The organism is Cernens ardua (genome assembly GCF_051251085.1).
GTDB classification, from domain to species: domain Bacteria; phylum Pseudomonadota; class Gammaproteobacteria; order Pseudomonadales; family Halomonadaceae; genus Cernens; species Cernens ardua.
Window position 1 is genome coordinate 46,275 of record NZ_JBPCZH010000005.1, and the last position, 24,005, is coordinate 70,279.

18 protein-coding genes are annotated in these 24,005 nt (G+C 49.4%); 9 read left to right on the plus strand and 9 right to left on the minus strand.

The genetic code is table 11. From position 1 onward, the window contains the following. Positions 1 to 85: 85 nt before the first annotated feature. Together LMG33818_RS09660 and LMG33818_RS09665 are read left to right on the plus strand one after the other, a co-directional pair. Positions 86 to 1,189 carry a sulfate/molybdate ABC transporter ATP-binding protein gene (locus LMG33818_RS09660; RefSeq protein ID WP_442323176.1) on the plus strand — a complete coding sequence of 368 codons (1,104 nt, stop codon included), beginning with the start codon at positions 86 to 88 and terminating at the stop codon, positions 1,187 to 1,189. 200 nt (positions 1,190 to 1,389) lie between these two features. Then, the gene (locus LMG33818_RS09665) at positions 1,390 to 2,454 is read left to right on the plus strand and encodes a sulfate ABC transporter substrate-binding protein (RefSeq protein WP_442323177.1); all 1,065 of its coding nucleotides are present in this window, start codon (positions 1,390 to 1,392) and stop codon (positions 2,452 to 2,454) included. A 143-nt stretch (positions 2,455 to 2,597) separates the two neighbouring features. Here LMG33818_RS09665 and LMG33818_RS09670 read toward each other — a convergent pair whose 3' ends face one another. Then, complete coding sequence (locus LMG33818_RS09670) at positions 2,598 to 3,071, minus strand: VOC family protein (protein WP_442323178.1); 474 nt, start codon at positions 3,069 to 3,071, stop codon at positions 2,598 to 2,600. Positions 3,072 to 3,210: 139 nt separating this feature from the next. On the opposite strand from LMG33818_RS09670, the gene glnE reads away from it, so the two are divergent. Further along, complete coding sequence (gene glnE, locus LMG33818_RS09675) at positions 3,211 to 6,216, plus strand: bifunctional [glutamate--ammonia ligase]-adenylyl-L-tyrosine phosphorylase/[glutamate--ammonia-ligase] adenylyltransferase (RefSeq protein ID WP_442323179.1); 3,006 nt, start codon at positions 3,211 to 3,213, stop codon at positions 6,214 to 6,216. A gap of 36 nt (positions 6,217 to 6,252) precedes the next feature. Here the strand turns inward: glnE and LMG33818_RS09680 are convergent, their stop codons facing one another. From LMG33818_RS09680 to LMG33818_RS09695, 4 genes are all read right to left on the minus strand, one after another. Next, positions 6,253 to 7,248, minus strand: coding sequence for a glucosamine inositolphosphorylceramide transferase family protein (locus LMG33818_RS09680; RefSeq protein ID WP_442323180.1), 996 nt, complete (start codon positions 7,246 to 7,248; stop codon positions 6,253 to 6,255). Between the two features lie 83 nt (positions 7,249 to 7,331). Further along, positions 7,332 to 8,426: a glycosyltransferase family 4 protein gene (locus LMG33818_RS09685; RefSeq protein ID WP_442323181.1), complete on the minus strand. Its 1,095-nt coding sequence runs from the start codon at positions 8,424 to 8,426 to the stop codon at positions 7,332 to 7,334. A gap of 344 nt (positions 8,427 to 8,770) precedes the next feature. Beyond that, the gene (locus LMG33818_RS09690; RefSeq protein ID WP_442323182.1) at positions 8,771 to 9,472 is read right to left on the minus strand and encodes a GNAT family N-acetyltransferase; all 702 of its coding nucleotides are present in this window, start codon (positions 9,470 to 9,472) and stop codon (positions 8,771 to 8,773) included. A gap of 60 nt (positions 9,473 to 9,532) precedes the next feature. Further along, a complete protein-coding gene (locus LMG33818_RS09695; RefSeq protein ID WP_442323183.1) occupies positions 9,533 to 10,222 on the minus strand; it encodes an FMN-binding negative transcriptional regulator in 690 nt (229 codons plus the stop codon). Between the two features lie 115 nt (positions 10,223 to 10,337). Between LMG33818_RS09695 and pdxR the strand changes: the two genes are divergently transcribed. Beyond that, positions 10,338 to 11,978 (plus strand): MocR-like pyridoxine biosynthesis transcription factor PdxR, encoded by a 1,641-nt coding sequence (gene pdxR, locus LMG33818_RS09700; protein ID WP_442323184.1) that lies wholly within the window; start codon positions 10,338 to 10,340, stop codon positions 11,976 to 11,978. A gap of 100 nt (positions 11,979 to 12,078) precedes the next feature. Here pdxR and LMG33818_RS09705 read toward each other — a convergent pair whose 3' ends face one another. The 3 genes from LMG33818_RS09705 to LMG33818_RS09715 all read right to left on the minus strand — a co-directional run bounded on the left by LMG33818_RS09705 (position 12,079) and on the right by LMG33818_RS09715 (position 14,915). Then, a complete protein-coding gene (locus LMG33818_RS09705) occupies positions 12,079 to 13,071 on the minus strand; it encodes an LLM class flavin-dependent oxidoreductase (protein ID WP_442323185.1) in 993 nt (330 codons plus the stop codon). A gap of 51 nt (positions 13,072 to 13,122) precedes the next feature. Next, positions 13,123 to 13,830 (minus strand): MgtC/SapB family protein, encoded by a 708-nt coding sequence (locus tag LMG33818_RS09710; protein WP_442323186.1) that lies wholly within the window; start codon positions 13,828 to 13,830, stop codon positions 13,123 to 13,125. A gap of 851 nt (positions 13,831 to 14,681) precedes the next feature. Next, positions 14,682 to 14,915 carry a hypothetical protein gene (locus LMG33818_RS09715; protein WP_442323187.1) on the minus strand — a complete coding sequence of 78 codons (234 nt, stop codon included), beginning with the start codon at positions 14,913 to 14,915 and terminating at the stop codon, positions 14,682 to 14,684. Positions 14,916 to 15,544: 629 nt separating this feature from the next. On the opposite strand from LMG33818_RS09715, the gene tal reads away from it, so the two are divergent. Next, positions 15,545 to 16,495, plus strand: a complete 951-nt coding sequence (gene tal / locus LMG33818_RS09720; protein ID WP_442323188.1) for a transaldolase — start codon at positions 15,545 to 15,547, stop codon at positions 16,493 to 16,495. Between the two features lie 124 nt (positions 16,496 to 16,619). Here the strand turns inward: tal and LMG33818_RS09725 are convergent, their stop codons facing one another. Further along, complete coding sequence (locus tag LMG33818_RS09725; protein WP_442323189.1) at positions 16,620 to 17,084, minus strand: NUDIX hydrolase; 465 nt, start codon at positions 17,082 to 17,084, stop codon at positions 16,620 to 16,622. A 303-nt stretch (positions 17,085 to 17,387) separates the two neighbouring features. Here LMG33818_RS09725 and LMG33818_RS09730 point away from each other — a divergent pair, with 303 nt between their 5' ends. From LMG33818_RS09730 to LMG33818_RS09745, 4 genes are all read left to right on the plus strand, one after another. Then, on the plus strand, positions 17,388 to 18,794 hold the full coding sequence (locus LMG33818_RS09730) for a sugar porter family MFS transporter (protein WP_442323190.1): 1,407 nt from the start codon (positions 17,388 to 17,390) through the stop codon (positions 18,792 to 18,794). Further along, a complete protein-coding gene (pdxY, locus tag LMG33818_RS09735; protein ID WP_442323191.1) occupies positions 18,794 to 19,675 on the plus strand; it encodes a pyridoxal kinase PdxY in 882 nt (293 codons plus the stop codon). Before LMG33818_RS09730 ends, pdxY begins: the two co-directional genes overlap by 1 nt. 309 nt (positions 19,676 to 19,984) lie before the next feature. Further along, complete coding sequence (locus tag LMG33818_RS09740; RefSeq protein WP_442323192.1) at positions 19,985 to 21,160, plus strand: sigma-54 interaction domain-containing protein; 1,176 nt, start codon at positions 19,985 to 19,987, stop codon at positions 21,158 to 21,160. 236 nt (positions 21,161 to 21,396) lie between these two features. Next, a complete protein-coding gene (locus tag LMG33818_RS09745; RefSeq protein WP_442323193.1) occupies positions 21,397 to 23,814 on the plus strand; it encodes a membrane-bound PQQ-dependent dehydrogenase, glucose/quinate/shikimate family in 2,418 nt (805 codons plus the stop codon). Positions 23,815 to 24,005 lie beyond the last annotated feature (191 nt).

Sequence of the window (24,005 nt, forward strand, 5' to 3'; positions counted from 1 at the left end):
AATGCCCATGGTAGTGGATAGCTCCCCCCTTTAGCGTTCATTCAAGCCCGTTTATTCGATACTTATTGCGAGTCAGGATGTTGTCATGAGTATTACTGTTGATCAGGTTGCGCGCCATTACGGCCGAACGACAGCGTTACAGTCCAGTTCCCTGAAAATTCACGAAGGTGAAATGGTGGGGCTGTTGGGGCCGTCGGGCTCGGGCAAAACTACGTTGCTGCGTATTATCGCCGGGTTGGAAACGCCTTCACAGGGGCGTATTACCTTTGGCGATAAAGAGGTGACCCATCTACACCCGCGGTATCGTCGGGTAGGTTTCATGTTTCAGGACTACGCATTGTTCAAGCACATGAACGTATTTGAAAACATTGCGTTTGGCTTGAAAGCACGTCCCAGAAAGCACAGGCCTTCTGCCCATGAAATCAAACAACAGGTGAATGAGTTGCTTGAGCGTATGCAGCTGACACCGTTTGCCAAACGCCTGCCAGCACAATTGTCCGGAGGCCAGCAGCAACGTGTAGCACTGGCACGTGCACTGGCGATAAAACCGGATGTATTGCTGATGGATGAACCTTTTGGCGCGTTGGACGCCAAGGTACGTATTGAATTGCGTCGTTGGCTGAAGCAATTGCATCAGGAGCTGGGCTTTACCTGTATTTTTGTGACCCATGATCAGGAAGAAGCATTGGAGCTTTCGGATCGGGTAGTGGTGATGAGCCAGGGGCGTATCGAGCAAATCGCTAGCCCTGATGAGCTTTACCGAGCCCCGAAGAATCGATTTGTGTATGACTTTCTAGGGGCCTCCAACTCCCTGAAAGGGGAGCTGAGGGCGAATCGCCTTCAGGTGAATAAAGAGCTGGCATTGCAAGTGGAAAGTACGGCTGTGGAAAGTACAGCCGATAGCGACGTTGAACTCCTCTGCCGCCCCTATGATGTTGCATTGGCACGTGAGCCGATCGTGGGCCACTCTCTCCCTTTTCGCATTAGTACGATCACCCATGTAGGCCCCGCCGTGGATGTGGAGCTCTCTGCCTCGTGGAGCGATGCGCACTGGCACGCAGCGTTATCTCACCTTGATTTGATAAAGGAGGGCTGGACGGTAGGGGATCGTTGCCATGGTATACCTCATACTCTTTTCAGAGTCGGGGAAAAAGGGCAACTGCATCAATTGGACATAGCTTCGGCGTAATCACTGAGCGGTCAATATGCAGCACATCTTTGCCTTATTATTGAAGTGGCCGTGTAGAGAGGTGTAGTGAAGCTTCCTGTTTTTATACCAAAACGGAATTTCAAAGAGAGGTTTTAATATTTTTACAGACATTTAAAACCGCCTATTATCCCGATTTATACAAGAATGGATGCTGATATCCTCAAACAGGGAGCAGGGACATGAACCTACGCCATTTGATCGCTTCTCTTACCGCTGCGTCGTCGCTGGTGATTTCTGTTGCTGCTCATGCGGCGACGTTCTCATTATTGAATGTCTCTTATGACCCGACGAGAGAGCTTTATCAACAATACAACAGTGCATTTACCCAATGGTATCAGCACAAAACCGGCGATACCGTCAATATTCAGCAAAGTAACGGTGGTTCGGGAAGCCAGTCCCGCAGCGTCATTGAAGGGGTGCCGGCGGATGTGGTAACGCTTGCGCTAGCCTACGATATTGATGCCATCGCTGATCGCAATGCCGGCGTTCCCAAAAATTGGCAGCACTTGTTACCGGATAACTCATCCCCCTATACCTCTACCATCGTCTTTTTGGTACGCAAGGGAAATCCCAAGCATATTCATGATTGGGGGGATCTCATAAAACCTGGCGTATCTGTGATTACTCCAAACCCGAAAACCTCGGGTGGGGCACGGTGGAATTTCCTTGCAGCGTGGGCGTGGGCGCTCAAACAGAAACTGGGTAATCTAGACAAACTGCATGACCCGAAATATGCAGATCAGGTGAAGGACGCTCAGGCATACGCGCGTCAGTATGTGACGCAATTGTTCAAGCATGCTTCCGTTCTTGATAGCGGTGCACGTGGTTCGACCAATACCTTTGTACAGAATGGGCAAGGGGATGTGCTGATTGCGTGGGAAAGCGATGCGCTTTTGGCCAGCAAGAAATTGAGCAAGGGGAATGTAGAAGTGATCGTTCCCAGCCTAAGTATTCTGACCGAACCTCCGGTTGCTGTGGTGAAGGGTAACGTAGAACATAAAGGTGCCGCGGCGGTTAAAGCAGCGGATGCTTATCTCCAGCATCTTTATTCCCCACAGGGGCAGACGATTATTGCTGAAAACTACTATCGTCCCCGTAATACCAAAGGCGTGCCGGAAAAAGACCTGAGTGTGTTCCCCAAACTGAATCTGGTGACGGTAGACGGCATCTTTGGGGGGTGGCAAAAAGCACAGAAGACCTACTTCGCTAATGGTGGTGTATTCGATCAGATTGAAGGGCGATAAGATCCGCTCCCTTTATTCCATGTCTTGAAGGCTGCGATACTCTAGCGCCCCGGTTTCTTAAGGAGATCGGGGCTTTTTGCATGAAACGGTACATATTGGATACAAGGGGGGGGAAATGATCAGGGATAAGGGTGTCAGCCCTATCATTTGTTCAAGAATGTCGCCACTGCTGCATAATCATAAGTGGTTAATTCAAGGCAATTTTCATCGGGATCCATGAAGTATATCGACCATGCGACGTCATGATCTACGATATCTGCTGTGCCGGTGATGAGCGTTTTCGTTCGTGTCCCGACTAATCCATATTCAGGCATCTGATGTACAAATGTTATGAATTCAGTGCCTGACACTCGGAAAGCGATGGTATTGTCTCGTGAACGGGGATTTTTCGGACGAACAACATCGTCCCATTGAAAAAGAGCCAGTGCCGGTTGGTCATCAATTGTTGCCAATATCCATGGCCCATGCTTGTTATCTCCCCACTGAGCCAGTTTTTTGCACTGTACGAGCCCTAATACCTGTTCGTACCATTTCGCTGATGCGGCTCTATCCGTCACTTCGATATGAACATGATCCACGCCATCTACATTCACTGTGTACACCTCTCTTGAGGACATTCTTTTTTATCACTATAGAGCTGAATGGCATTGGTGAGTAAGTTGGCTGCTACTTCAACACATCTACCCATAGAGTCCCAACGTATTTCGATCTATCCTGTGGGCTCACCCAGAGATTCATGGCGACGGGAGAAACACGTTGGCCGCCCAGAGTAATGTCATTCCCACCCAGCTTCATGCTTTAGAGAAGGATACCAAGGCGCGCATAAGTGCATTATCGCTTCATCAGGCTATCCCTGACGCTGATGAGAAACTGCGAGCCGATCTGCTTCGTGTCTGCCTTGTTTCCGAATTTGTATTGTCGTCGTTAGAGCGTTATCCAGCGTTGCTGCCTCGCCTCTACGTACAACATTTTCTTCAGCATGCCCCAACGCCTGAGCAATTGACGACAACATTGAACGAAACACTGGAGCAATGTGACAGTGAAGAAGCATTCGAAGTTGCATTGCGACATTTCCGCCGAGAGCAAATGATTGGCATCCTCTGGCGCGACCTATGCAGGAACACAAGTGATGTCCGTTCGGCATGGGATACCTCTCGGGCAGTGACACAACTGGCGGAGGTTATCCTTCAGCAGGCCATCAGCTGGCTACAGTTTTTTTATCAGCCTCGGTGGGGGCAGGCGGTCGATGAAGAGGGTCGGCCAATGTCATTGATCGTGTTGGGAATGGGGAAATTTGGTGCGGGTGAGCTGAACCTGTCGTCCGATATTGACCTGATATTCGTCTATCGTCATGAAGGGAATACGCAGGGCGGGCGGCGTTCTCTTGCTCATCAGGAGTATTTTACCCGTATTGGTCAACGGTTGATTCACGCGCTGGATGCGCCATTGATGGAAGGCTTTGTCTTTCGAGTAGACATGCGTTTACGCCCGCTTGGGGAAGGCAGCCCTTTGGTCAGCAGTTTTGCCTCGATCAACCGTTACTATCAGGAGCAGGGACGTGAATGGGAACGCTTTGCTCTGTTGAAAGCACGCCCTGTGGCAGGTGATATAGCAGCGGGTTACCAGTTGCTGGACGAGATCAGGCCCTTTGTATACCGCCGTTATGTGGATTTTGGTGCGATCCAGTCCCTGCGTGACATGAAAATCATGATCAACCGTGAGGTCAGGCGGCGAGGGCTGGAACAAAATATTAAACTGGGCGCGGGTGGTATCCGCGAAATCGAGTTCGTCGTGCAGGTGTTCCAGTTAATGCGTGGTGGGCGTGATACGGAACTTCAAACCCCGTCGCTTCAACTGGCGATGAAGCAAATAGAACGATTAGACCTGTTACCGCCCGCCAGTATTGACCAGTTGCAGAGTGATTACCTGCAGTTGCGGGATATCGAACATGTTCTTCAAGGGATGAAAGATACCCAGACTCAAACGCTACCCACTGATGATGAAGATCGTGAGCGCCTGGCCTATGCGCTGGGCTATGCTGATTGGGAGGCACTTGTAAGTAATCTCGCCCCCTTGCGGGCACGCGTCCACGATATATTCGAGTCTATCATTAGTGCCGAAGAAGATGATGATACATCTACCATCAGCGATTCATTACTAGACTGGTATGCGCTTTGGCGGGGCGAATTGGAAGAAAATGAGGCCTTGGCATTGTTGGCAGCGCATCAGTTCGAATATCCGCAAAAGTGCTTAAAGCGTATTGAGGCGCTTAAATATTCGCGTCCGGCAAAAAACATGCAGCGTATCGGGCTGGAAAGGCTGGATGCATTGATGCCCGCGTTGCTGGATACACTCTCGACAGAGCATGTCGAAGCAAATGCTGAAAGTGTTCCTGCGAGCTCTTCGACGGACTTGAGTCCTTCAGCGCTCGCATTACGACGTCACTTTGTGCATCAGCCACCGGATATTGCGCTGGAAAGAGTGTTGACGCTGATCGAATCAGTGTTACGGCGTACGGCGTATCTTTCCCTTTTACGAGAGAGCGATTCCGCCCGCGTGTATTTGGTACGGTTGTGTGCTGCCAGCGCATGGATTGCGGATGAACTGACCCGCTATCCGATGTTGTTGGATGAACTTTTAACCCCCGCTGTACTATTCGATACACAAACACGGGAAAGCCTGACGGCCACCCTGGATCTGGAGCTTTTACGAATTCCTGAACAGGATGAAGAGGCGCAGTTGGAAGCCTTGCGGCGCTTCAAACATGCACAGGTATTGGGTGTTGCTGCTTCGGATCTGGCAGGTGCCCGGCCACTTATGCAGGTCAGTGATGTCCTGACCCTGATCGCTGAAGTGTTGCTTGAGCGCGTGGTGACACTGGCCTGGCGCAGTATGGTGGCGCGTTATGGTGAGCCCGCTGGGCTATCGCCGAGTGATATGCTGAATCCCTCCGGCTTTACGGTGATTGGATATGGCAAACTGGGCGGTATAGAGCTGGGATATGGATCTGATCTTGATTTGGTATTTATTTACGATACTTCATCAAAGGGAATGACCAACGGCGCTCGATCGATCGATAACACCAGTTTCTTTACGCGGCTAGGGCAGCGCATTATTCATCTGCTGACCGCCGTTACCCCCAGTGGTGTGCTATATGAGGTCGATATGCGCTTACGGCCTTCCGGCAATTCTGGGCTGTTGGTCAGTACCATTGAAGCGTTCGCCGAATATCAGCGGCATCAGGCATGGACATGGGAACATCAGGCGCTGGTACGTGCACGTCCGGTGGCGGGTGATAGACAACTTGGATACCGCTTCGAGACATTACGCCAAGAGATACTGGCTCAACCTCGTGATAGGGCAGTATTACGCTCGGAGGTAGTGTCAATGCGTGAAAAAATGCGTCAGCATTTGGACAAAACAGCAGGGGAGACAGCGCACTTCGATATCAAACAGGGCATCGGCGGTATGATTGATATCGAATTCATGAGCCAATATGCCGTATTGGCTTTTTCCGTAACGCATCCGGATCTTCTACGCTGGACGGATAACGTGCGGATTCTTGAGGTATTGGAAGAGGAAGGGCCGTGGCCCGGCATCGATGTGGTGTCGCTTCGGAATGCTTATTTGGCTTATCGCGATACCAGTCACTTCAATGCATTGGAGAAAAAGGGCAGTACCGTTGCGGAAAGCATGTTTTTATCTGAGCGAGCCTCGGTTATTCGATGTTGGCAGCGCTGGATGGTCGCATCGGATATATAACGGCAAAGCCCAGTAAAGTTAAAGTCCGCCAACGCCTCATGTTTTCCGTTGTTTTTTCAACGCCCTGATGAAATCGATCCCAATTCGATGCAGTGACCCACGAATTTCCTGTTTGGTATCGATCAGAGTAATGGGAGGGAGGTGGATTTTTTCCCCTCTTGGACTTTTTTCGTCACGCTGGTCCACGCTCTCTACCGCGGATAGTGTATGGAAACCATCCACATAAGGTGCCGATTGTTGGGGGGATTTCAATAAAGGCCCTTGTGTGACAATTGGCATTTTATGATGAGTGGCAGCCTCGCCGCATGAGATCATGTGCAAATTGTCCAAAGGGAAAGAAAGTAGCCGCAATGCGCCCCCATAGGTCCGTGTGCAATCCTGAGTCGGAAGAATCACCTGATTATCATGAATAAACGGCGTACCGCCCATACGAGCACCGCCGCGATCATGATGAATGGGGCTCTCTGAAATATTCTTCCATGGGCCGAAAATGGAAGTGGACCTGGCCAGCATTAACGTACTGGTACGAGCCTCTTTGGGCGAAGGCAACGTATAAAAAAGCCACCACGACTCTTCAGCGTGAAGTAATGAGGCATCGATCCCTGCACAGGGAAATTCCACGTCTTCCATTCGCTCCCACTGCCACGGAAATTCTTTCGCCCGATAGAGTGTAAGGGCGCCCGATTTATATCCTTCAGGTAACATCCATATTTCCCCCTCTGCTTCGACAATATAGGGGTATGAAAGATGCCAGGGCTCTTCAAGGACTACACGATGCTCCAGTTTGTTCAGATGACGATCCAGCAGGTAGACGACAATCACACCCTTGCGCGTTCGGTAATCATATAATTCAGCAAATACATAGAGCGTATTGTCACGCCATATACCGAAGGGGTCGGCCAGGAAGCAAAATGAGGTCTCTGCTTCCAGCCAGGTGATCCTGGCACTCTCCAGATAGGCCTGCTCAGCGACTTTGTCGATGGGAGCCGGAATAATACCGATACGCCAGATTTCAGTTTCGAGGAGGCTCATGATCAATCCTTTATTCAGGGGCAAAGCTCACGGGCAAAATCAATGCCTATGGATGTTGCCCCTTGTCGTTTTCCAGTTGGGTTTCAATTAGCGCGGGTTTGGTCAACGTATTGATCAAAACGAGACGAAATAGTGCTGATAGCCTGTTCGAACTTTTGTTTGCTGAAAGTCCTGCGTACATAATCCTGTGCATTTTGACCATAGCCTGCCAGAGCATCTGGAGTGGCGAATACCTGCTCAAGTACCTTACAGACGGCCTGCGAAATATTTCCCTGCAGAATAAAACCGGTTTTATTGTCTTCAACATCATAGCGAAGTTCACCCACGGGTGTGGCCATGACAGGCAACGCTGCATTCATCGCCTCATGGGCTGCCAGACACATACCTTCGTAGCGAGAAGGTTGTGCATAAAGGTGAAGCCCTGCCAGAAAACGGTTGATTTCATCTGAGTGCCCGGGGAGAGAGACGACTTCTTCGAGTTTCAATTGGCGAATCAGTTTTTCCAGCGTTTCCCTTTCAGCCCCATCACCTGCGATAGTCAAGTGTAGTCGATGTTTCCATTCAGGGTGTCGACAGATAAAAAGAGCAACCCCCTTGATCAACTGATCGTAATTCTTGACCTTATGTAGCCTCCCGACGCTACCCAATTCGAGGCGCGACTTGCCATCCCAGCCCGTCGCAGAGGGTGCATTTTCATCACTGATATAGAGGGGAAGAGGGAGTGTATCGCTTAGCGGGATCCCCATCTTTTCATGCAAATAGTGTACGACTGTTTGCGAATCACCGATCCAAAGCTTCGACATGTACCGCATCCGATAAGTCGCCCGGCGTACACTGGCACTATGCTTGAAGCTGATGACCGGTATACGGGTTATCCGCCCCGCCCATTGCCCAATACGTGTCCCCCAACTCAACGATGTCCAGATAATATCGGGTCGATCTTTCCGTACTACGTTCAGATATTTTCCCAATACAACCGGAAGGGGCCTGCGTTTGCTACAAAGTATCCTATAGCCCAACCCGACGGCATCAAGACGCGGTGCAGCCCCCATATCGCGTGGTTCGCAAGCAATGATATGAACATCATGCCCTAGTCGTTGCAATGCAGTCACGACTTCCGGTATGGAGAATTCGGCTCCTCCGGTTTCAAGGCTCGTGACAAGGTAATGTATTTTCATGCGTTCGCCACCATCAATAAAGGAGGTCAATACTCAAATTATCCAACCATGACTGTGAAATGGTGCGATAGGTTCTTTTTCTCTTGTCTGAATTAATATAATTTTAAGCTTTTAAATGCAATATTTTTTTAACTATCGATAATTGTCATTTTCATGCCTTGCAAAACAAGGTGCTAATATTCCTCAAAAAAACGCAAAAATTGAGAAATGGGAAAGGAAAATTAGCCAATAATGTTATTCGGGATGAGGGGCAGAATGCGTTCTACAAATAGAGAACGCTGGTTGAAAATGAGGAATGTTTCTGGAGGAAAAGCGTCGAAAGCAAGAGGTAAAAAACGATCGACTCAGGGGCATCGCCTGAAAAAGGCCAAGGGATGGCGTTGTTTTCCCTGAGAGGTAAAATTGTCTTCTGCCAGCCATTGTTGAAAAGCGCGACGGTGTTCGGGCCATTCGTAGTCAAGTAGCGAAAACCAGGCGGTATCCCGATTCAGCCCTTTCACAATCCGATGTTGGCGAAATACGCCTTCCCATGTGAAGCCCAATCTCAGCGCAGCTTTTTTCGAAGGTTGATTATGGTTGTCGCACTTCCATTCAACACGGCGATACCCAAGTGCAAACGCATGATCGATCATTGAATACAAAGCATCGGTGGCCATGCGAGTCTGTTTCAGTGCGGGAGAGAAGTTAAGATGCCCTATTTCGATCACGCCATTGGTGCTATCAATACGCAGATAACTGATAATGCCCAGAGCCGTATGGGGGGGATGTTGAGAGCTCCCCGTTTGTTTTTCCACGATGGCAAAATAGAGCGTATCCTCGGCTACTTGAGCAGCTGACAGCCATGCGATGAAATCTTCCCGAGTAGCAAAAGGGGGTGTGAGCAGGTAACGCCAGTTTTCTTCTGCACCTTGATATTTTTGCCACAATGAGGCCGCATGACGGGCTGCGTTGAGTGGCTCCAACGTGATGTAATGACCTTCAATCACTGTTTTGTTGGGGGTATCTACACCTCTCCAGTCTTTCATGTCTTGAGTTTGCATTTTCATGTTATCTCCCATTGCCATGCCCCTTTTCAGTAAAAATAGTCTTCTCTGGTGATTTAGCCCTTATGCGTGTTTATCTTCCGGTTCTTTAACAAGTGCCTTGATAATACGAGAGTCCAGCCCTTCCTGTTTCATCCCTTCCCGTACGCCATTGCGATCCTCAAGGGAGCGATTCTGGCTGGCTTTTGTCTTCGCCTCGATGGAAGTGACAGTCAGGTTAACGCCCACAATGCCACGCAGCATGCCTGATAAAAATTCGGTTGATAGATCCGACATCTTCCAAGGTTGCCCATTTTCAATTTGCTGCTCGAAAGGGTGGCTAAGCTCTGTCACATGGTGTTGAAGCCACGCCGAATCGTCTTCCAATGACAACATCCCGTGAACGTGCACGACCTGATAATTCCAGGTGGGAACGGCTTCCTTTCCATGTGCTTTCGAGGGATACCAGCGAGGAGAAACATACGTCTGTTCGCCATGGAAGATAGCGGTTGCTTGTAGGGTTGACCCTTCTTCGCCTTGGGCAGATGTGAACTCTTTTACAAGAGGGTTATGGCGCGCGAGATGACCCTGAAGGCAGGTGATCTCCTTGGCGTGACCGGTGTCGAAAGAAGGAATCAGGGGGAGATGGTCGACAAGATAGGGCACATTGTTAGCGTCGGCCAGTGCGACGATTAGTGTTGCAAAGGGATAATGCCGTATGACGTCAAGAAGGGACGATTCGTTTTGTTCAGTGAAAAGACGCGGTAGATACATGCCATAAGCTCCCATTCAATGCTGCCATATTGGTTCCTCAAATGACTATAATGAAATATTGGTTCCATTAAGAGAGCCAGTCAGAGTGAATATGATGGGGCCGGTTGGAGCGCATATGGCATCAGGCGAGAACATGCAATTACGAATCGAGGGCACACGTATTAATAACACCCGTATTGATAATAAATGCATTAATGACGAATGGATTTGTGATGCGCTTTTGCTGGATATTCAGCACTCTTCGGCAGAAACATTACAGGCGACCCTTTATCGGGGAATACGTACGCTCATTGAGGAAGGCAGGATAACCGCAGGCATTCGTCTTCCTTCAACCAGAAGGCTCGCTGCCCGTCTTCCTGTTGGTCGTAATACGGCCATGCTCGTCATGGAGCAGTTGGCACATGATGGTTTTGTTGAAGCGCGTGCTGGAGCTGGATGCTTTGTTTCTCATGCCTACAGGGCTCGAAACGGTATCCATAAAAGTGATCGCACAAACGTTCATGTAAACAAGAACGATCATGTTCAGAAAGAAGAAGTGACTGCCAGTGCGGTAACTGGCAATGAAAGGCTCTCTGCACGTGGCGAGCGGTTGCTGAACTTGAGTCAGCTCAGGAATCACACCGATGCATTGGCTTTCTCTCCCGGTCTTCCTTCCTTATCTCTGTTCCCTTGGGAAAAGTGGCGTCGTTTGCAACAACGATACTGGCGCCGTACGCCTCTGGACTGGATGCGCTACCACACTGAGGGCGGGTTGCTCCGGCTCAGGGAAGTACTTTGTGACTATCTGACATTGTCACGCTCTGTGCGGTGCACACCCAATCAAATCGTTATTACGCAAGGTGCCCAACAGGCCTTTTCCCTGATCGCAACCTTGCTCGCAGAAAAGGGAGAGACGGTTTGGTTTGAAAATCCAGGCTATCGCGGCGCGCGTGCTGCATTTGAAGCGGCAAACCTGACGGTGGAACCGGTACCTGTCGATAATGAAGGTATGGCTCCCCATCCTGATTTACCTGAACCGTCACTGATCTACATTACGCCGTCCCATCAATACCCAACGGCGGTTACACTCAGTATGGCTCGTCGCATGTCGCTTTTGACCAGGGCAGAGCAAAGTGGGGCCTGGATCATCGAGGACGATTACGACAGCGAGTTTCGTTATGACTCAAGGCCGCTGGCCTCGCTGCAAGGGATGGATACGACTGAGCGTGTCATTTATGTGGGCACTTTCAGTAAGGTCATGTACCCGGGGCTTGGGCTGGGTTACATGGTACTACCTGCTTCCCTGGCAGATGCTTTTCGCCGGGCCTCCACACGTTTAATGCGTGAGATTCATTACCCTTTACAAGCCGCTGTTGCAGATTTTATTGCCGACGGCGCCTTTCGGCAGCATATCCGGCGTTGTCGTCGCACTTATGAAGAGCGACAGTCATTATTGCGACAGTGTCTGCAACCTGCAGTTGATCGGGGGTTACGTTTGTCTGCAGGAAAGGCGGGTATGCATTTGCTGGCGACTCATGATGAAGGACTTGATGAGTCTGCTCTGATTAAGATGGGTAACGCACATAATGTACATTTATCACCGTATTCTTCCTACTTCATGGCTCCCTCGAATCCTCTCGATTCGGATTTACCTTTGGACTCTACGCCAGCCAAAACCGGCACAGGGTTAGTACTGGGTTACGCAGCCGCAGACGAGCAAGCACTGGAACAGGCCAGTCATTTGTTAAACCAATGGCTTAAGCAAACTGGCCGTTAATATGCTGGGCTTGAGAAATACTTTCAGGCTGGGTCGCACTGGCACAAAACCAGTGCTTTTTCCTGTGGGTTTGAGGATGGATCTGCTTCTACTTCAGATATTATTGCGCTGTTATCCCCATGACACGGGCTACAATCTCGTAGGAATGGAGTCTCGTATCCAGCGAGTAAGCATCGGATGAAATCATGAGTTCATCTACTCCCGTGCGTTCAATAACCTCATTCAGCCCCTGTCTGACTTGCGTCTCATCGCCAATAACGGCTGCGCCCAAAAACTGCCTGACATTGGCTTCTTCGATCGGAAGCCATTTCATTTCATCCACAGGGGGTTGCAATCGAATGGAACGTCCGCGGACAAGATTCAAGACACGCTGATATGACACGGTCGCATGGTAATGTGCCTGCTCTTCAGTATCAGCAGCAATTACCGGGATCGTCGCCATGGCATAGGGTGTTTCCAGATAAATGGACGGACGAAAGCGTTCGCGGTAAAGCTGGATCGCATCCATTAGATAAGCGGGAGAAAAATGGCTGGCATAGGCAAACGGTAAGCCCATCTGTGCCGCGAGATTGGCACTGAACAGGCTCGATCCCAACAACCACACAGGCACATTCGAATTCTGCCCCGGATAGGCATGAATACGTTGGGTTTCATAGGGTTCGCCGAGGTATTCAAGCAGCTCTTCCACTTGATCTGGAAAATCTTCCGCTGAACGTGGATCACGTCGCAGTGCTTTCATGGTTGTACCATCGGCACCGGGGGCTCGTCCCAAACCCAGATCAATTCTCCCCGGATAGAGCGTTTCGAGAGTACCGAACTGCTCGGCGATGACAAGAGGAGGGTGGTTAGGTAGCATGATGCCGCCACTACCTACTCGGATACGGGACGTATGGGAAGCCACATGGCCAATAAGAATAGAGGTGGCAGCACTCGCAATACCATCGATATTGTGATGTTCCGCTAACCAGAATCGGTGAAAGCCCAGGGCTTCGGTATGTTTTGCGAGCGAGACGCTATTGGTGAAGCTTTCAGCAAAGGAGCCCCGATCCCTGACGGGCGCAAGATCCAGTACTGAGACAGGAATATTGGACATGCTCAATGTTTCTCCGAAAGTGCGGTCGTCCATTGAGCGATATCAGGATGACTACTCTTCGCCATCTCCGCTTCTAATATGAACGACGCCGTCTATTTCACTCAGTTTGGTTGTCAATTGTGCCAGTGAACTCTTGCCACGCATATCCAAAGAGATGGAATACAACCGTTCACGTGATTCATCCGGTGGCTGATCCACGTTGACACGTTCAATAATAAAATTGAGATTTGAACACGTGGTCAGAATCTTGCCCAGCAGGCCCGGTTCGGTTCGATAAGTAATCGAAACCCGCAGGGGAAACCATTGGCCCTTTCCCTTGCGTAATGAGCGCACCAGCCGGGGGAAGAGCAACATGGCGACAAAGTGGCCGACGGTCACAAACAGCGCAATGCTGAACAGGCCAGCTCCGCAGGCCATCCCTACAGCAGAGGTAAACCAGACTGATGCTGCTGTTGTCAGGCCTTGCACAGCATCGCGTCGCATGAAGATAACACCCCCACCGATAAAACCGATGCCGGAGACAATCTGGGCCGCTACACGCGAAGGGTCCAGCGCAATATGATCGCTGAACAGCATGTCATTGAAGCCATATTTCGATACCAGCATGATCAATGCGGATGAAAAGCCGACAACAGTACAGGTACGTAGCCCCGCACTTTTATGATGCAATTCTCTTTCAAGACCGATCAGTGCGGATAGAAAGAAGGCGAGTGTGAGCGCAATCAATTGGACGCCCCATCCCATCTGGGTTGTTTCCATCTTTGACTCCAGAGGTGCCGTTAGTGCCATATGATCGACTGATCAGCAAAGATGATTCCTGTTCCTCTTCTGATACACCTTCATTCGAGTGTACCTTCTGTTTGAGTTGCTTTTTATCTGAAAAGGTCGTGGGAACAGTGCAGTGCGTGACTTGTAAGACCCGTAGGGTGTCAACGCTGATCAGTGGATGTTTGCATACCTAACTATGATTAGAACATGAATCGGATTTGGTTATTGTTTCTCAACACAAGCATAGCTTATCAAGTGTGGTGAGAGGGGCATACATTGTAAAAAAATCATTTTAGCATCCAAAACGATGACTGCTCACTAGAAAACGTACATCTCCATGTTCATTTAAATGTTTGGGGAAATGGTTTCATACTGGCGTGCCTGTGCTTTGACTAATCCATACCTCCGCGACCAACCCACGGTGCATCACCCGATGCTATTGATAAATTGGAATGCGTCGAGACGTTATATTCCTGCCGCAGCAATAAACAATCGAAAGCCGAGGGTGGATCATACATGGCATATGCGCAGAAAACCGAATAGCATTCCCATGAGCCATGAGCCATGAGCCATGAGCCATGAGCCATGAGCAATGAGCCATGCACGACTACTGATAAAATTCACCCTTGTGTGTTTATCTGAGTTGGACTTTCATCGAAAGAAGTGGTCGGGCAAAACAAAGATCGGAGCGAGAAAGGGGGAACGGGAAAAGCGATAAAAAAAGAGAGTATTGGGATATTATATTCAGTGCCGAGAAACAGGGTAGAAACACCAGCTGTTTCTCAGTATTCCCTTTTTGGGAAATGCCACTGCAATGAGAGTGACGCCTCACATGAAGGCAATTAGGGAAGTTCGTCGTTTGCAGGTTCATTGGCCGCGATAGCCGCTTTTCTTTTCTTGGCTGACCGGCTGACTTTGGCTGCACTTTCCCCGGGGATATCCTTGCGCTTGGCAGCGCCCCAATCCGCGGCATAGCTGTGATTCATTTGAGCGTAATCGAGCCGTTTGTCGATAAAGTAAAGTACGACCAGCTGAATTACCAGGACGGCTATGCAAATGCCGATACCCTCAATCATGTCGAAACCTCAGAAACGTGATGAATATGATAATAAGCACATGATGACAATATTCAGGCGAAATTGATACCCCTGCCACTGCCCCTTCACACCCTGATTCTTCAGCGTGACTTTATTTTTGTCATCTTTGATACCATATACGCCAGAAGTCTTACCGCAAATTGTATCGTAATGTGGTAAAAATACGTATATCAAGAGTATTGGCCCAATGAGCGTTTTTGGTGTTGGGAGTACAAACTCGTTTTTTTGAATACTGCTACCCACTGGATTTGTTTCGTTCGTATGACATCGTTCATATAGCGGGTGGTTTTTATCGGCATGGACTGTGGATTTATTCGCCCGGGTGGTAGTTTACCCACAACTGTTTGTACTACCATGAATCTCATACGATACTGGCGAAATCACGAATTTTTGGCCGGTTACCCTTGTTGGTGATGTATGTTGCAGTTGCTGACTTGGCAGGTAACGCAGTCAGGTGGAATGTATTGTTTTGACAGCTATAACCCCTGACCGCTTCACACGTAGCCAAGACTTACCGCCGGGATACGACGTAAAGGTCGCTATAAACGCTTAATCATCGCAGTGGTCTGATCTCTCATCAGGCCATTGGATCAAACCAGGAGACATAGATGACTACGCAGCTGGAAGGACTCAAAAAGTATTCCAAAGTGGTTGCTGATACAGGCGATCTGGATGCAATCAAGAAATATCAACCGGTTGATGCAACAACCAACCCTTCTCTTATCCTGAAAGCGTTCGATTTACCCGGATATCAGGAGTTGATTACCTCCACGATCAAGGAAGCGGCGTCTGAGGTTAGCGGTGAAGAGCAGGTGAGCCATATTGTTGATCGCCTCTCCGTAGCAATGGGGACTGAAATTTCCAAGATCGTTCCCGGCCGAGTTTCTACCGAGGTGGCTGCCAAGCTTTCCTACGACAAGGATGCGAGCATTGAAAAGGCCCGTAAACTGATCGGTCTGTATGAAAAAGCCGGTGTGTCCAAGGACAAAGTATTGATCAAACTGGCTTCTACCTGGGAAGGTATTCAGGCTGCCGAGCAGCTCGAAAAAGAAGGTATTCAGTGTAACCTGACGCTTCTTTTCAGTGATGCTCAGGCACGTGCATGTTTTGAAGCAGGTGTTTTCCTGATCTCACCTTTCGTTGGCCGTGTCACTGACTGGTACAAGAAAGAAACCGGCACCAAGGAATACTCTGTAGATGAAGATCCGGGTGTCAAATTCGTTCGTGGTGTAACCAAATATGCCGGTGAACGTGGTTATGAGACTATCGTAATGGGCGCCAGCTTCCGTAATACCGGGCAAATCCTTGGTTTGGCAGGCTGTAACCGTTTGACTATTTCTCCTCAGCTACTCGAAGAGCTCAGCTCAACGGAAGGCGATGTCACTAAAGGTATTCCTGATGTGACTAATAAGGTTGAACGTGGTCCTCGCTTGACTGAAGCTGAATTCCGCTGGCAGCACAGTGCTGATCCCATGGCCAATGACAAACTGGCCGAAGGTATCCGCAACTTTGCCAAGGATACTGACAAGCTCGAAGGGTTGATCAAGGAAAAACTGTAAGTCTTTCCTGTAATCTCAGAAAAAACCGGTCCTTATTGAGGGGCCGGTTTTTTTATGGATGACACTCTTTTTATTGGACTGAATGACATGGCCCGCCATATCCGTGATCCCGACCCGCTAGCGATTAAATGATACGGAGCGTATTCGTGGGGCGACGTTGTAAAAATTCTTTTTCGATATGACGTAGGCTCTGGCGCTGACAAGGATAATTCAGTCGAGCATATGCCTCTTCAATAGCCAGCCACTGGTAGTCATAGTGTTCTTCGTTCAGCGTGATTGTGGCATCCCTTTCAATATAAGAGACAAACACCGGCGCAACTGTAATGAGGTTTTTACGCTGCCGATAGTATTGTTCACAGATATCAGCCGTATAGAGATTGGTGAGGACAATCCCCGTTTCTTCCTGAGCTTCGCGTAGGGCTGTTTGCCATGCGTTTTCCCCTTCTTCCATTCCACCCGCCAAATGGGACCATTCTTTATCCAGGTGTCCCCCTTTCCGTTGTAAAAGCAATACTTGATGAGCCCCTTGGTAAAGGCGGACAAGATAGAGAACAATGGATGAACATCGAACGGGTATCGAATAGCTCACAGGTATCCCTTAAGGTTGAGAGTGATGAAATAATGTGCCAATTTTTTGCCATTTGTAAGTAAGTTTACGGATACAACTTTTGTTCAATACCTTTAATACCTGACATGTATCAAGCTGATGCGATTTTGAAGCTCTTGGTATCAGGATAAAAAACGCTGGTATTTGGTGTTTAAAAGATAATAAGCTCCGCACTAATGTTATCCTTACGGATTCGTCCAGCAACGTCAAAACCATTTGGTCAGGTCAAGGATGTAGCCTGAATGAATGGTCCCGCTTTCGTTGAATATGTGTAAAGGCAAGAAAATGAGTTCTTCCGCAGTAGGTAATTCCCCAAAGAAGGGGCTGAGTGGTTCCGCGCTGGTTGCTGTTATTTCTGTAGTGGCGGCATTGGGGGGATTACTGTTCGGTTATGACACCGGCATTATTGGCGTAGCCCTTCTTGGGTTGAAAAGCGAATTTACCATGAGCTCCTCTACGCAGGAGATTGTGACAGGTGCCATTATCTTTGGTGCTTTGATTGGCTGCTTTGGTACCGGGCCCATTTCAGACAGGATTGGGCGACGTATTACCACCTTCCTTGTCGGAGTGGTCTTTGCTGTCGGTTCTGTCATGTCTGCATTGGCACCTTCCATCGGCTTCCTGATCTTCGCGCGTTTGGTGCTTGGTCTTGCTGCGGGTAGTGCGACCCAAATCATTCCGGTTTACATCGCTGAAGTCACTCCCCCTGAACACCGCGGCAAAATGGTTGTCATGTTCCAGTTCATGGTGGTGTTTGGCATCAGTTTTGCCTACTTCTGGGGATATATGCTGGGGGACCAATGGCGTGTCATGTTCGCGCTGGGTGTAATCCCCGCTATTATCCTGATGCTGGGGATTATTCTATTGCCTGAAAGTCCCCGTTGGTTGTTAAGCAAGGGGCGTGTGCCCGCGGCTGAGAAAGTACTGTTGCGTGTACGCAAGACCCGCGAAGAGGCTGTAAACGAACTTCAGGAAATCGAAACCGTTGCCAATCGCCCACAGGGTACATGGAAAGACCTGACCAAGCCTTGGTTGCGCCCTGCGATCATCGTTGCAGCGGGTATGGCCATGTTCTCCCAGATCACGGGTAATAATGCCATTATCTATTATGCACCCACGATTCTGACGGATGCTGGCTTCGGTGATAAAGCCGCGATTCTGGCCACGGGCGGGGGCAGTATCCTGATGATTATCACAACCCTGCTAGGCTCCTGGATGGTCGACAAGGTAGGGCGTCGCCGTTATTTGTTAACCATGATCCCCGGCTCTATCATTGCGTTGATTGTCATGGGGGCCGTCTTCATGACCGGCACGGGGCATTTCTCACCGACCCAACAGATATTGATTGTGTTGTGCCTCGTGCTGTATCTGGCCTTCAATGTGGGAAGTTTCGGGGTTTGCCTATGGCTTATTATTTCCGAAGTATTCCCTCTTTTCATTCGTGGGAAAGGTGCGAGTCTGGGGGCCTTCAGCCATTGGACCTTTGATTTGCTGGTGAGCATGACGACTCTCAGCATGATCAATGCAATCGGGCTGTCCTATGCCATGTGGCTATATGCTGCAATATCCTTTATTGCCATGTTGTTTGTCTTCTTCCTTGTACCAGAGACAAATGGCCGTTCTCTGGAAGAGATCGAAAAAGCACTGCGTGACCATCACTTTTATCCCTTCAAAGAGAAGGAGTCCGCATAGTGTCTTTCGCTTCACCTGCTCCGTTGGTTTTGTCCATCCAGTCGCACGTGGCCTATGGTCACGTGGGTAACTCTGCTGCGGTTTTTCCGTTACAGCGGATGGGGATCGAAGTCATTCCTGTCAATACGGTGCAGTTCTCGAATCATACGGGTTACGGTGAGTTCAGGGGGGAAGTGTTTTCAGCCATTCATATTCAGGAAGTGATCGCCGGCTTACGTGCCCGAGGTGTTCTTGAACACTGTAGTGCAATCCTTTCCGGCTATCTGGGAGATGCGGGTACGGGTGAAGTGATTCTCGATGTGGCAAATGAGATTCGTCGTCATCAACCTAAAGCACTTTATCTCTGTGATCCCGTGATGGGGGATGTCGGTCGCGGGATGTTTGTCCGCCCCGGTATACCTGAATTCATGAAGCGCCGTGCCGTTCCTCATGCAAATATCATTACGCCAAATCAGTATGAATTCGAATATCTGGTAGGGCATTCCCTTGTTGATACAGAGGACGCGATACGAGCGGCGCGCCAGCTACTGGAGCAGGATAATGAACTTCAATGTGTAGTGATTACCAGCTTGGCAACGCCCGATGTTTCAGAAGAGCGTTTGCGTACCCTGGCAGTGAAACGTGATAGAGCCTATTACGTTGAAGCACCTCGTATTTCCCTTGAGCCTTTACCAAACGGAATGGGAGATACCTTTTCAGCCGTTTTCCTGGGTGATTATTTGCAGCATGGGAGTATTTCTTCCGCACTTCTTCATGCCACCGGGACCTTGACCGAACTGCTCCAACAGACCCGTGCCGGGAGTCGTGATTTGCCTTTGGTTGCTGCCCAGACACATCTCGTTGCGCCATCGAATCACTATACCTTGCAGCATATTGAGTAATATCACCGCTTAGGTGAATGGCGCCAATGGTAATATCGCCAGCATGACCATCGGTAGAACGCAAATATAGTCGCCTTGGGGAGCAATGTCCCTGAAAACTGCATCCAGCGGGCAACGATACTTTAAACCCAACTTCTCTTGTTGGGTTTTTTTATGGCCTGATTTTTATATTTCTAAAAAGAATATGGAGATCGCTTTTTATTTCTTAATTCCGAGGGAGAATACGCGTTTAATAGAAGGGGTGTTGATATTCCAACAGTTGATACTCCAATTGATATCCCACCCTGATATTTCAACAACAGGTATTCTATGAATTCATATGATGATCGGTATTTTGGCTTTGACGGTGCATCTCTTGCCCTGGATGCTGAAGTATCTCCCCCCACGGTCGGGTCACATCGTTCAGGTGCAGTCCTGGAGTTGAAAACTGCGCAAAATGGCTCTTCGCCACCCAGTATTCGTGCGACTGCCCTCGTTTTTGAGGACCCGCGTTCACGCGCTCTGGAAGAGCGTATCCGGCGTTTTGCCAAGAGCGATGCCAGTGTACTGATCATCGGGCAAACCGGCACAGGAAAAGAACTTGTTGCGCGTCATGTTCATGCTCACTCGGATCGCGCCAAAGGGCCTTTTGTTGCCATCAATTGCGCTGCACTGCCGGAATCATTGGCAGATGCAGAGTTGTTTGGGCATGAGAAAGGGGCCTTTACCGGAGCAACGGAAGCTCGACAGGGGTATTTCGAAGCGGCTCAGGGGGGAACACTGTTTCTGGATGAAATTGGGGATCTTAGCCTCCCCATGCAGATCAAGTTATTGAGAGTGCTTCAGGAACGGACGATTTTTCGGCTGGGTGCCCGTAAACCAAGGATGTTGGATGTTCGTATCATTGCCGCCACAAATGTGGATCTCGAACGGGCCGTTGCTTCCGGTCGATTCCGGGAAGACCTCTATTTCCGTATTAATGTCGCTCGTCTGGATGTTTTGCCTTTGGCGAAAAGACCACTGGATATCCCACCCCTGGTTGAGCACTTCCTGCAATTGTATGCACAGCGCAGCAATCTGCCGATACCCGAGTTGACGAATGAAGCAAAACAACGGCTCCAAACCTATAGCTGGCCCGGGAATATACGTGAGCTTGAGAATGCCATTCATCATGCCATGTTACTGGCACAGCATAATATCATTCAGCAGGATGACCTTATGTTGGCAGAGGGAGCTACGCCACGGGATGAACCTTCGCATGAGGATAATCTTGAATCCTTGCTTAATGGGATGATGGATCAGGCGAAAGCGACGGAGAGTCATTCTCTGGATGAGCAGTCCGAAAAAACGGGCATTTTCGAACATGTCATACAGCAAATGATTAGCCTTGCCATGAAACGCACGCGTGGTAACCAGGTTCAGGCAGCAAAATTATTGGGTATCAGTCGCAACACTTTACGTACGCATTTGACACGTTTTGGCTATTTACCATCTCCAACCAAGTAGCGGATATCTGAATATTGCTCAAAGCATGTTGTAGGGTCTGGTAAGGCAGTTTTAGTAATGCTGAAAAGAAGAATTGAGGTACATACTAAAGTATAGTAATCGTTATTTAATAACATGTCGCAAGTTTCCCAACTAAGCGTAGAATTCAGTTTCGTGCAAGAAATATGAAAAACAAGCGCAAAACAAAGAAACTGAAAACCACGCTAAATAAACTAAATAGTTGGGGACTATTCCGCATGCGAACACATGCTATCTGGCCGGTGAAAATACTGAGTATTATCGTATTTTTATTGGGATTAACACTTCTTGTCGGTGGGATTGATCTGATTTCTGCCGGTGGCTCCTGGTATTACGCAATATCAGGTATCTTCTTACTGGTATCAGCTATTCTGCTATGGGCTAACAAAAAATCTGGTGCCGTTATCTATGGCATCTTTTTTATTGGTACCCTCTTTTGGACATTGTATGAGTCCGGATTCAATATATGGGGTTGGATCCCCCGTGTCGGGTTGCCGGCTATATTGGCTCTATGGTTGGTACTTTGCCTTCCCCGGTTGGGGGCAGGTGTTAGCAAACGAATGACTGGTTCTCTTGTGGGAATCATCGTTATCTGCTTTGCGGTTGCCATTTATGCTGTCACTGGCACACAGTTCTCCTTCACTTCCGGTACACCTGCGCCCAATCAGCCGTTGGTCAATAATGGCACGACCACGACGAACCAGCCCGATAGTGACTGGCAGGAGTATGGCCGTGATGCCAATGGCACTCGTTTTTCTCCACTGAACCAGATTACGCCTAAAAACGTCACCCACTTGCAGGTGGCATGGGAATACCGTACCCATGACCTTCCTCCCAAGGATAAACCCAATAAGTGGGCGGAAGAGAATACGCCGATTAAAGTGGGCAATGGTCTTTTTGTTTGCTCAGCGACGGATGACGTCATTCGTCTGGACCCTGCAACAGGTCAACAGGTGTGGCGTTGGAATTCAGGCGTAAAATACGACAGTGTGCCTTATACAGCTGCTTGCCGAGGGTTGACCTATTTTACTTCCAAAGTCGTTCCTCAGGGGCAAATGTGTCATAACCGAATTCTGGTCGCTACGCTGGATGCACGACTGGCGGAAGTGGATGCCGAAACCGGTAAACCCTGTGACCAGTTCGGTAACCATGGTCAGGAAAGCGTTATGCAGGGTATTGGCGAGTCTGTTCCGGGCTGGTTGGCCATGAATGATGCGATGCCGATTGTAAACGGTGTGATTGTCACCAACCATGAAGTACTGGATGGTCAGGCTCGTTGGGCACCTTCCGGCGTCATTCGTGGTTGGGATGCTGAAACCGGTAAATTCCGTTGGGCCTGGGATGTCAATCGTCCTGATGACCATGGATTGCCGCCGGCAGGTAAAACCTACAGCCGTGGTACCCCTAACAGCTGGACCACCATGACGGCTGACCCCCAGTTGAATCTGGTCTATGTACCGACGGGTAATTCCGCGGGTGACTACTACAGTGCTGAACGTTCGCCACTGGAGAATAAGGTCAGCTCTTCTGTTGTCGCATTGGATGCTACTACTGGTCACGTACGTTGGGTTTTCCAGACAACTCACAAGGATGTATGGGACTACGACATGGGGTCACAGGTTACCCTGTTTGATTACCCCGGCCCAAACGGTACGTCTATTCCGGCAATGCTGGTACCGACAAAACGTGGAGAGAACTTCATTCTTGATCGTCGTAATGGTAAACCGCTGAGTCCTGTGGTTGAAAAAACGGCGCCTGCTGGGCATATCCCGGGCGATCCGCGTGCGCCGACTCAACCATTCTCTGTGGGTATGCCTCAGTTCCGCAAATTTGCTCGCATCACCGAGTCGAAAATGTGGGGGCTGACGCCTGTCGATCAGATGATGTGTCGTATCATGTTCCGTCATTCCAATTATGATGGTGACTTTACGGCACCTAGCCTTAAACGCCCATGGCTCGAGTATCCCAGCTATAACGGTGGTTCGGACTGGGGGAGCATCGCATACGACCCGCAGACAGGTATCATGGTAGGCAACTGGAACAACATGGTCTTCCGTGACCAGTTGGTGACGCGTGAGTACGCGGACAAAGCGCATATGTTTGCCATCAATGATCCGCGTTACCGTCCGGGTACAAGTAGTGCAGAAGGGGCCGGCGCTCAGGCCCAGACACCTTATGGTGTATTGGTGAGCCCATTCTATGCACCTTTCACCAAAATGCTGTGTGATGAACCGCCTTATGGAATGATCACTGCGGTTAACATGCATACGCATAAAGTGATCTGGCAGCATGCTCTGGGGACTGGTCAGTACAATGGTCCTTTCGGTATACCGACCCATACACCCGTTAATGTTGGTGTGCCCAACAATGGCGGTCCGATCATTACGGCTGGCGGTTTGATCTTTGTATCAGCGACGACTGACCGTGAGCTGCGCGCCTTTGATGTACGCACAGGCAAGGAAGTATGGCATTACGTGCTTCCCACAGGTGGTCAGGCAACGCCAATGACATATTCCGTGAATGGTCAGCAATACGTGGTCATAACAGCAGGAGGACACCACTTCATGGGGACTCCTCCGGGCGATTACGTTATCGCTTTCAAACTTCCTTCTCAGGGGGATGAACAAGGGAAATAAACAATAGAGTGCTCACTGGTGTCAGAATCGGGTTGGTGTAAAACCGGGCCTCGGTAAAGCATAGAGGGTACTCGTTGTTCCAAGTGTTAAACATTGCCGCAACCTTCATGTTAGAAGACATGGGTGTTGCGGCTTTTTTTATGTTCACGGCCAGGTCAGAAGCACTGTTTTCAACCCATGTGAAGGGAAGG

What these genes read in the sequence shown, in the direction of transcription:
- LMG33818_RS09685 (WP_442323181.1), bottom strand. Translation starts at nt 8,426, where the DNA reads ATGAAAATACATTACCTTGTCACGAGCCTTGAAACCGGAGGAGCCGAA.
- LMG33818_RS09705 (WP_442323185.1), bottom strand. Translation starts at nt 13,071, where the DNA reads ATGTCCAATATTCCTGTCTCAGTACTGGATCTTGCGCCCGTCAGGGAT.
- LMG33818_RS09660 (WP_442323176.1), top strand. Translation starts at nt 86, where the DNA reads ATGAGTATTACTGTTGATCAGGTTGCGCGCCATTACGGCCGAACGACA.
- LMG33818_RS09670 (WP_442323178.1), bottom strand. Translation starts at nt 3,071, where the DNA reads ATGTCCTCAAGAGAGGTGTACACAGTGAATGTAGATGGCGTGGATCAT.
- LMG33818_RS09715 (WP_442323187.1), bottom strand. Translation starts at nt 14,915, where the DNA reads ATGATTGAGGGTATCGGCATTTGCATAGCCGTCCTGGTAATTCAGCTG.
- pdxR (WP_442323184.1), top strand. Translation starts at nt 10,338, where the DNA reads ATGGCATCAGGCGAGAACATGCAATTACGAATCGAGGGCACACGTATT.
- LMG33818_RS09745 (WP_442323193.1), top strand. Translation starts at nt 21,397, where the DNA reads ATGCGAACACATGCTATCTGGCCGGTGAAAATACTGAGTATTATCGTA.
- LMG33818_RS09690 (WP_442323182.1), bottom strand. Translation starts at nt 9,472, where the DNA reads ATGAAAATGCAAACTCAAGACATGAAAGACTGGAGAGGTGTAGATACC.
- LMG33818_RS09710 (WP_442323186.1), bottom strand. Translation starts at nt 13,830, where the DNA reads ATGGAAACAACCCAGATGGGATGGGGCGTCCAATTGATTGCGCTCACA.
- LMG33818_RS09695 (WP_442323183.1), bottom strand. Translation starts at nt 10,222, where the DNA reads ATGTATCTACCGCGTCTTTTCACTGAACAAAACGAATCGTCCCTTCTT.
- tal (WP_442323188.1), top strand. Translation starts at nt 15,545, where the DNA reads ATGACTACGCAGCTGGAAGGACTCAAAAAGTATTCCAAAGTGGTTGCT.
- LMG33818_RS09665 (WP_442323177.1), top strand. Translation starts at nt 1,390, where the DNA reads ATGAACCTACGCCATTTGATCGCTTCTCTTACCGCTGCGTCGTCGCTG.
- LMG33818_RS09740 (WP_442323192.1), top strand. Translation starts at nt 19,985, where the DNA reads ATGAATTCATATGATGATCGGTATTTTGGCTTTGACGGTGCATCTCTT.
- LMG33818_RS09680 (WP_442323180.1), bottom strand. Translation starts at nt 7,248, where the DNA reads ATGAGCCTCCTCGAAACTGAAATCTGGCGTATCGGTATTATTCCGGCT.
- LMG33818_RS09730 (WP_442323190.1), top strand. Translation starts at nt 17,388, where the DNA reads ATGAGTTCTTCCGCAGTAGGTAATTCCCCAAAGAAGGGGCTGAGTGGT.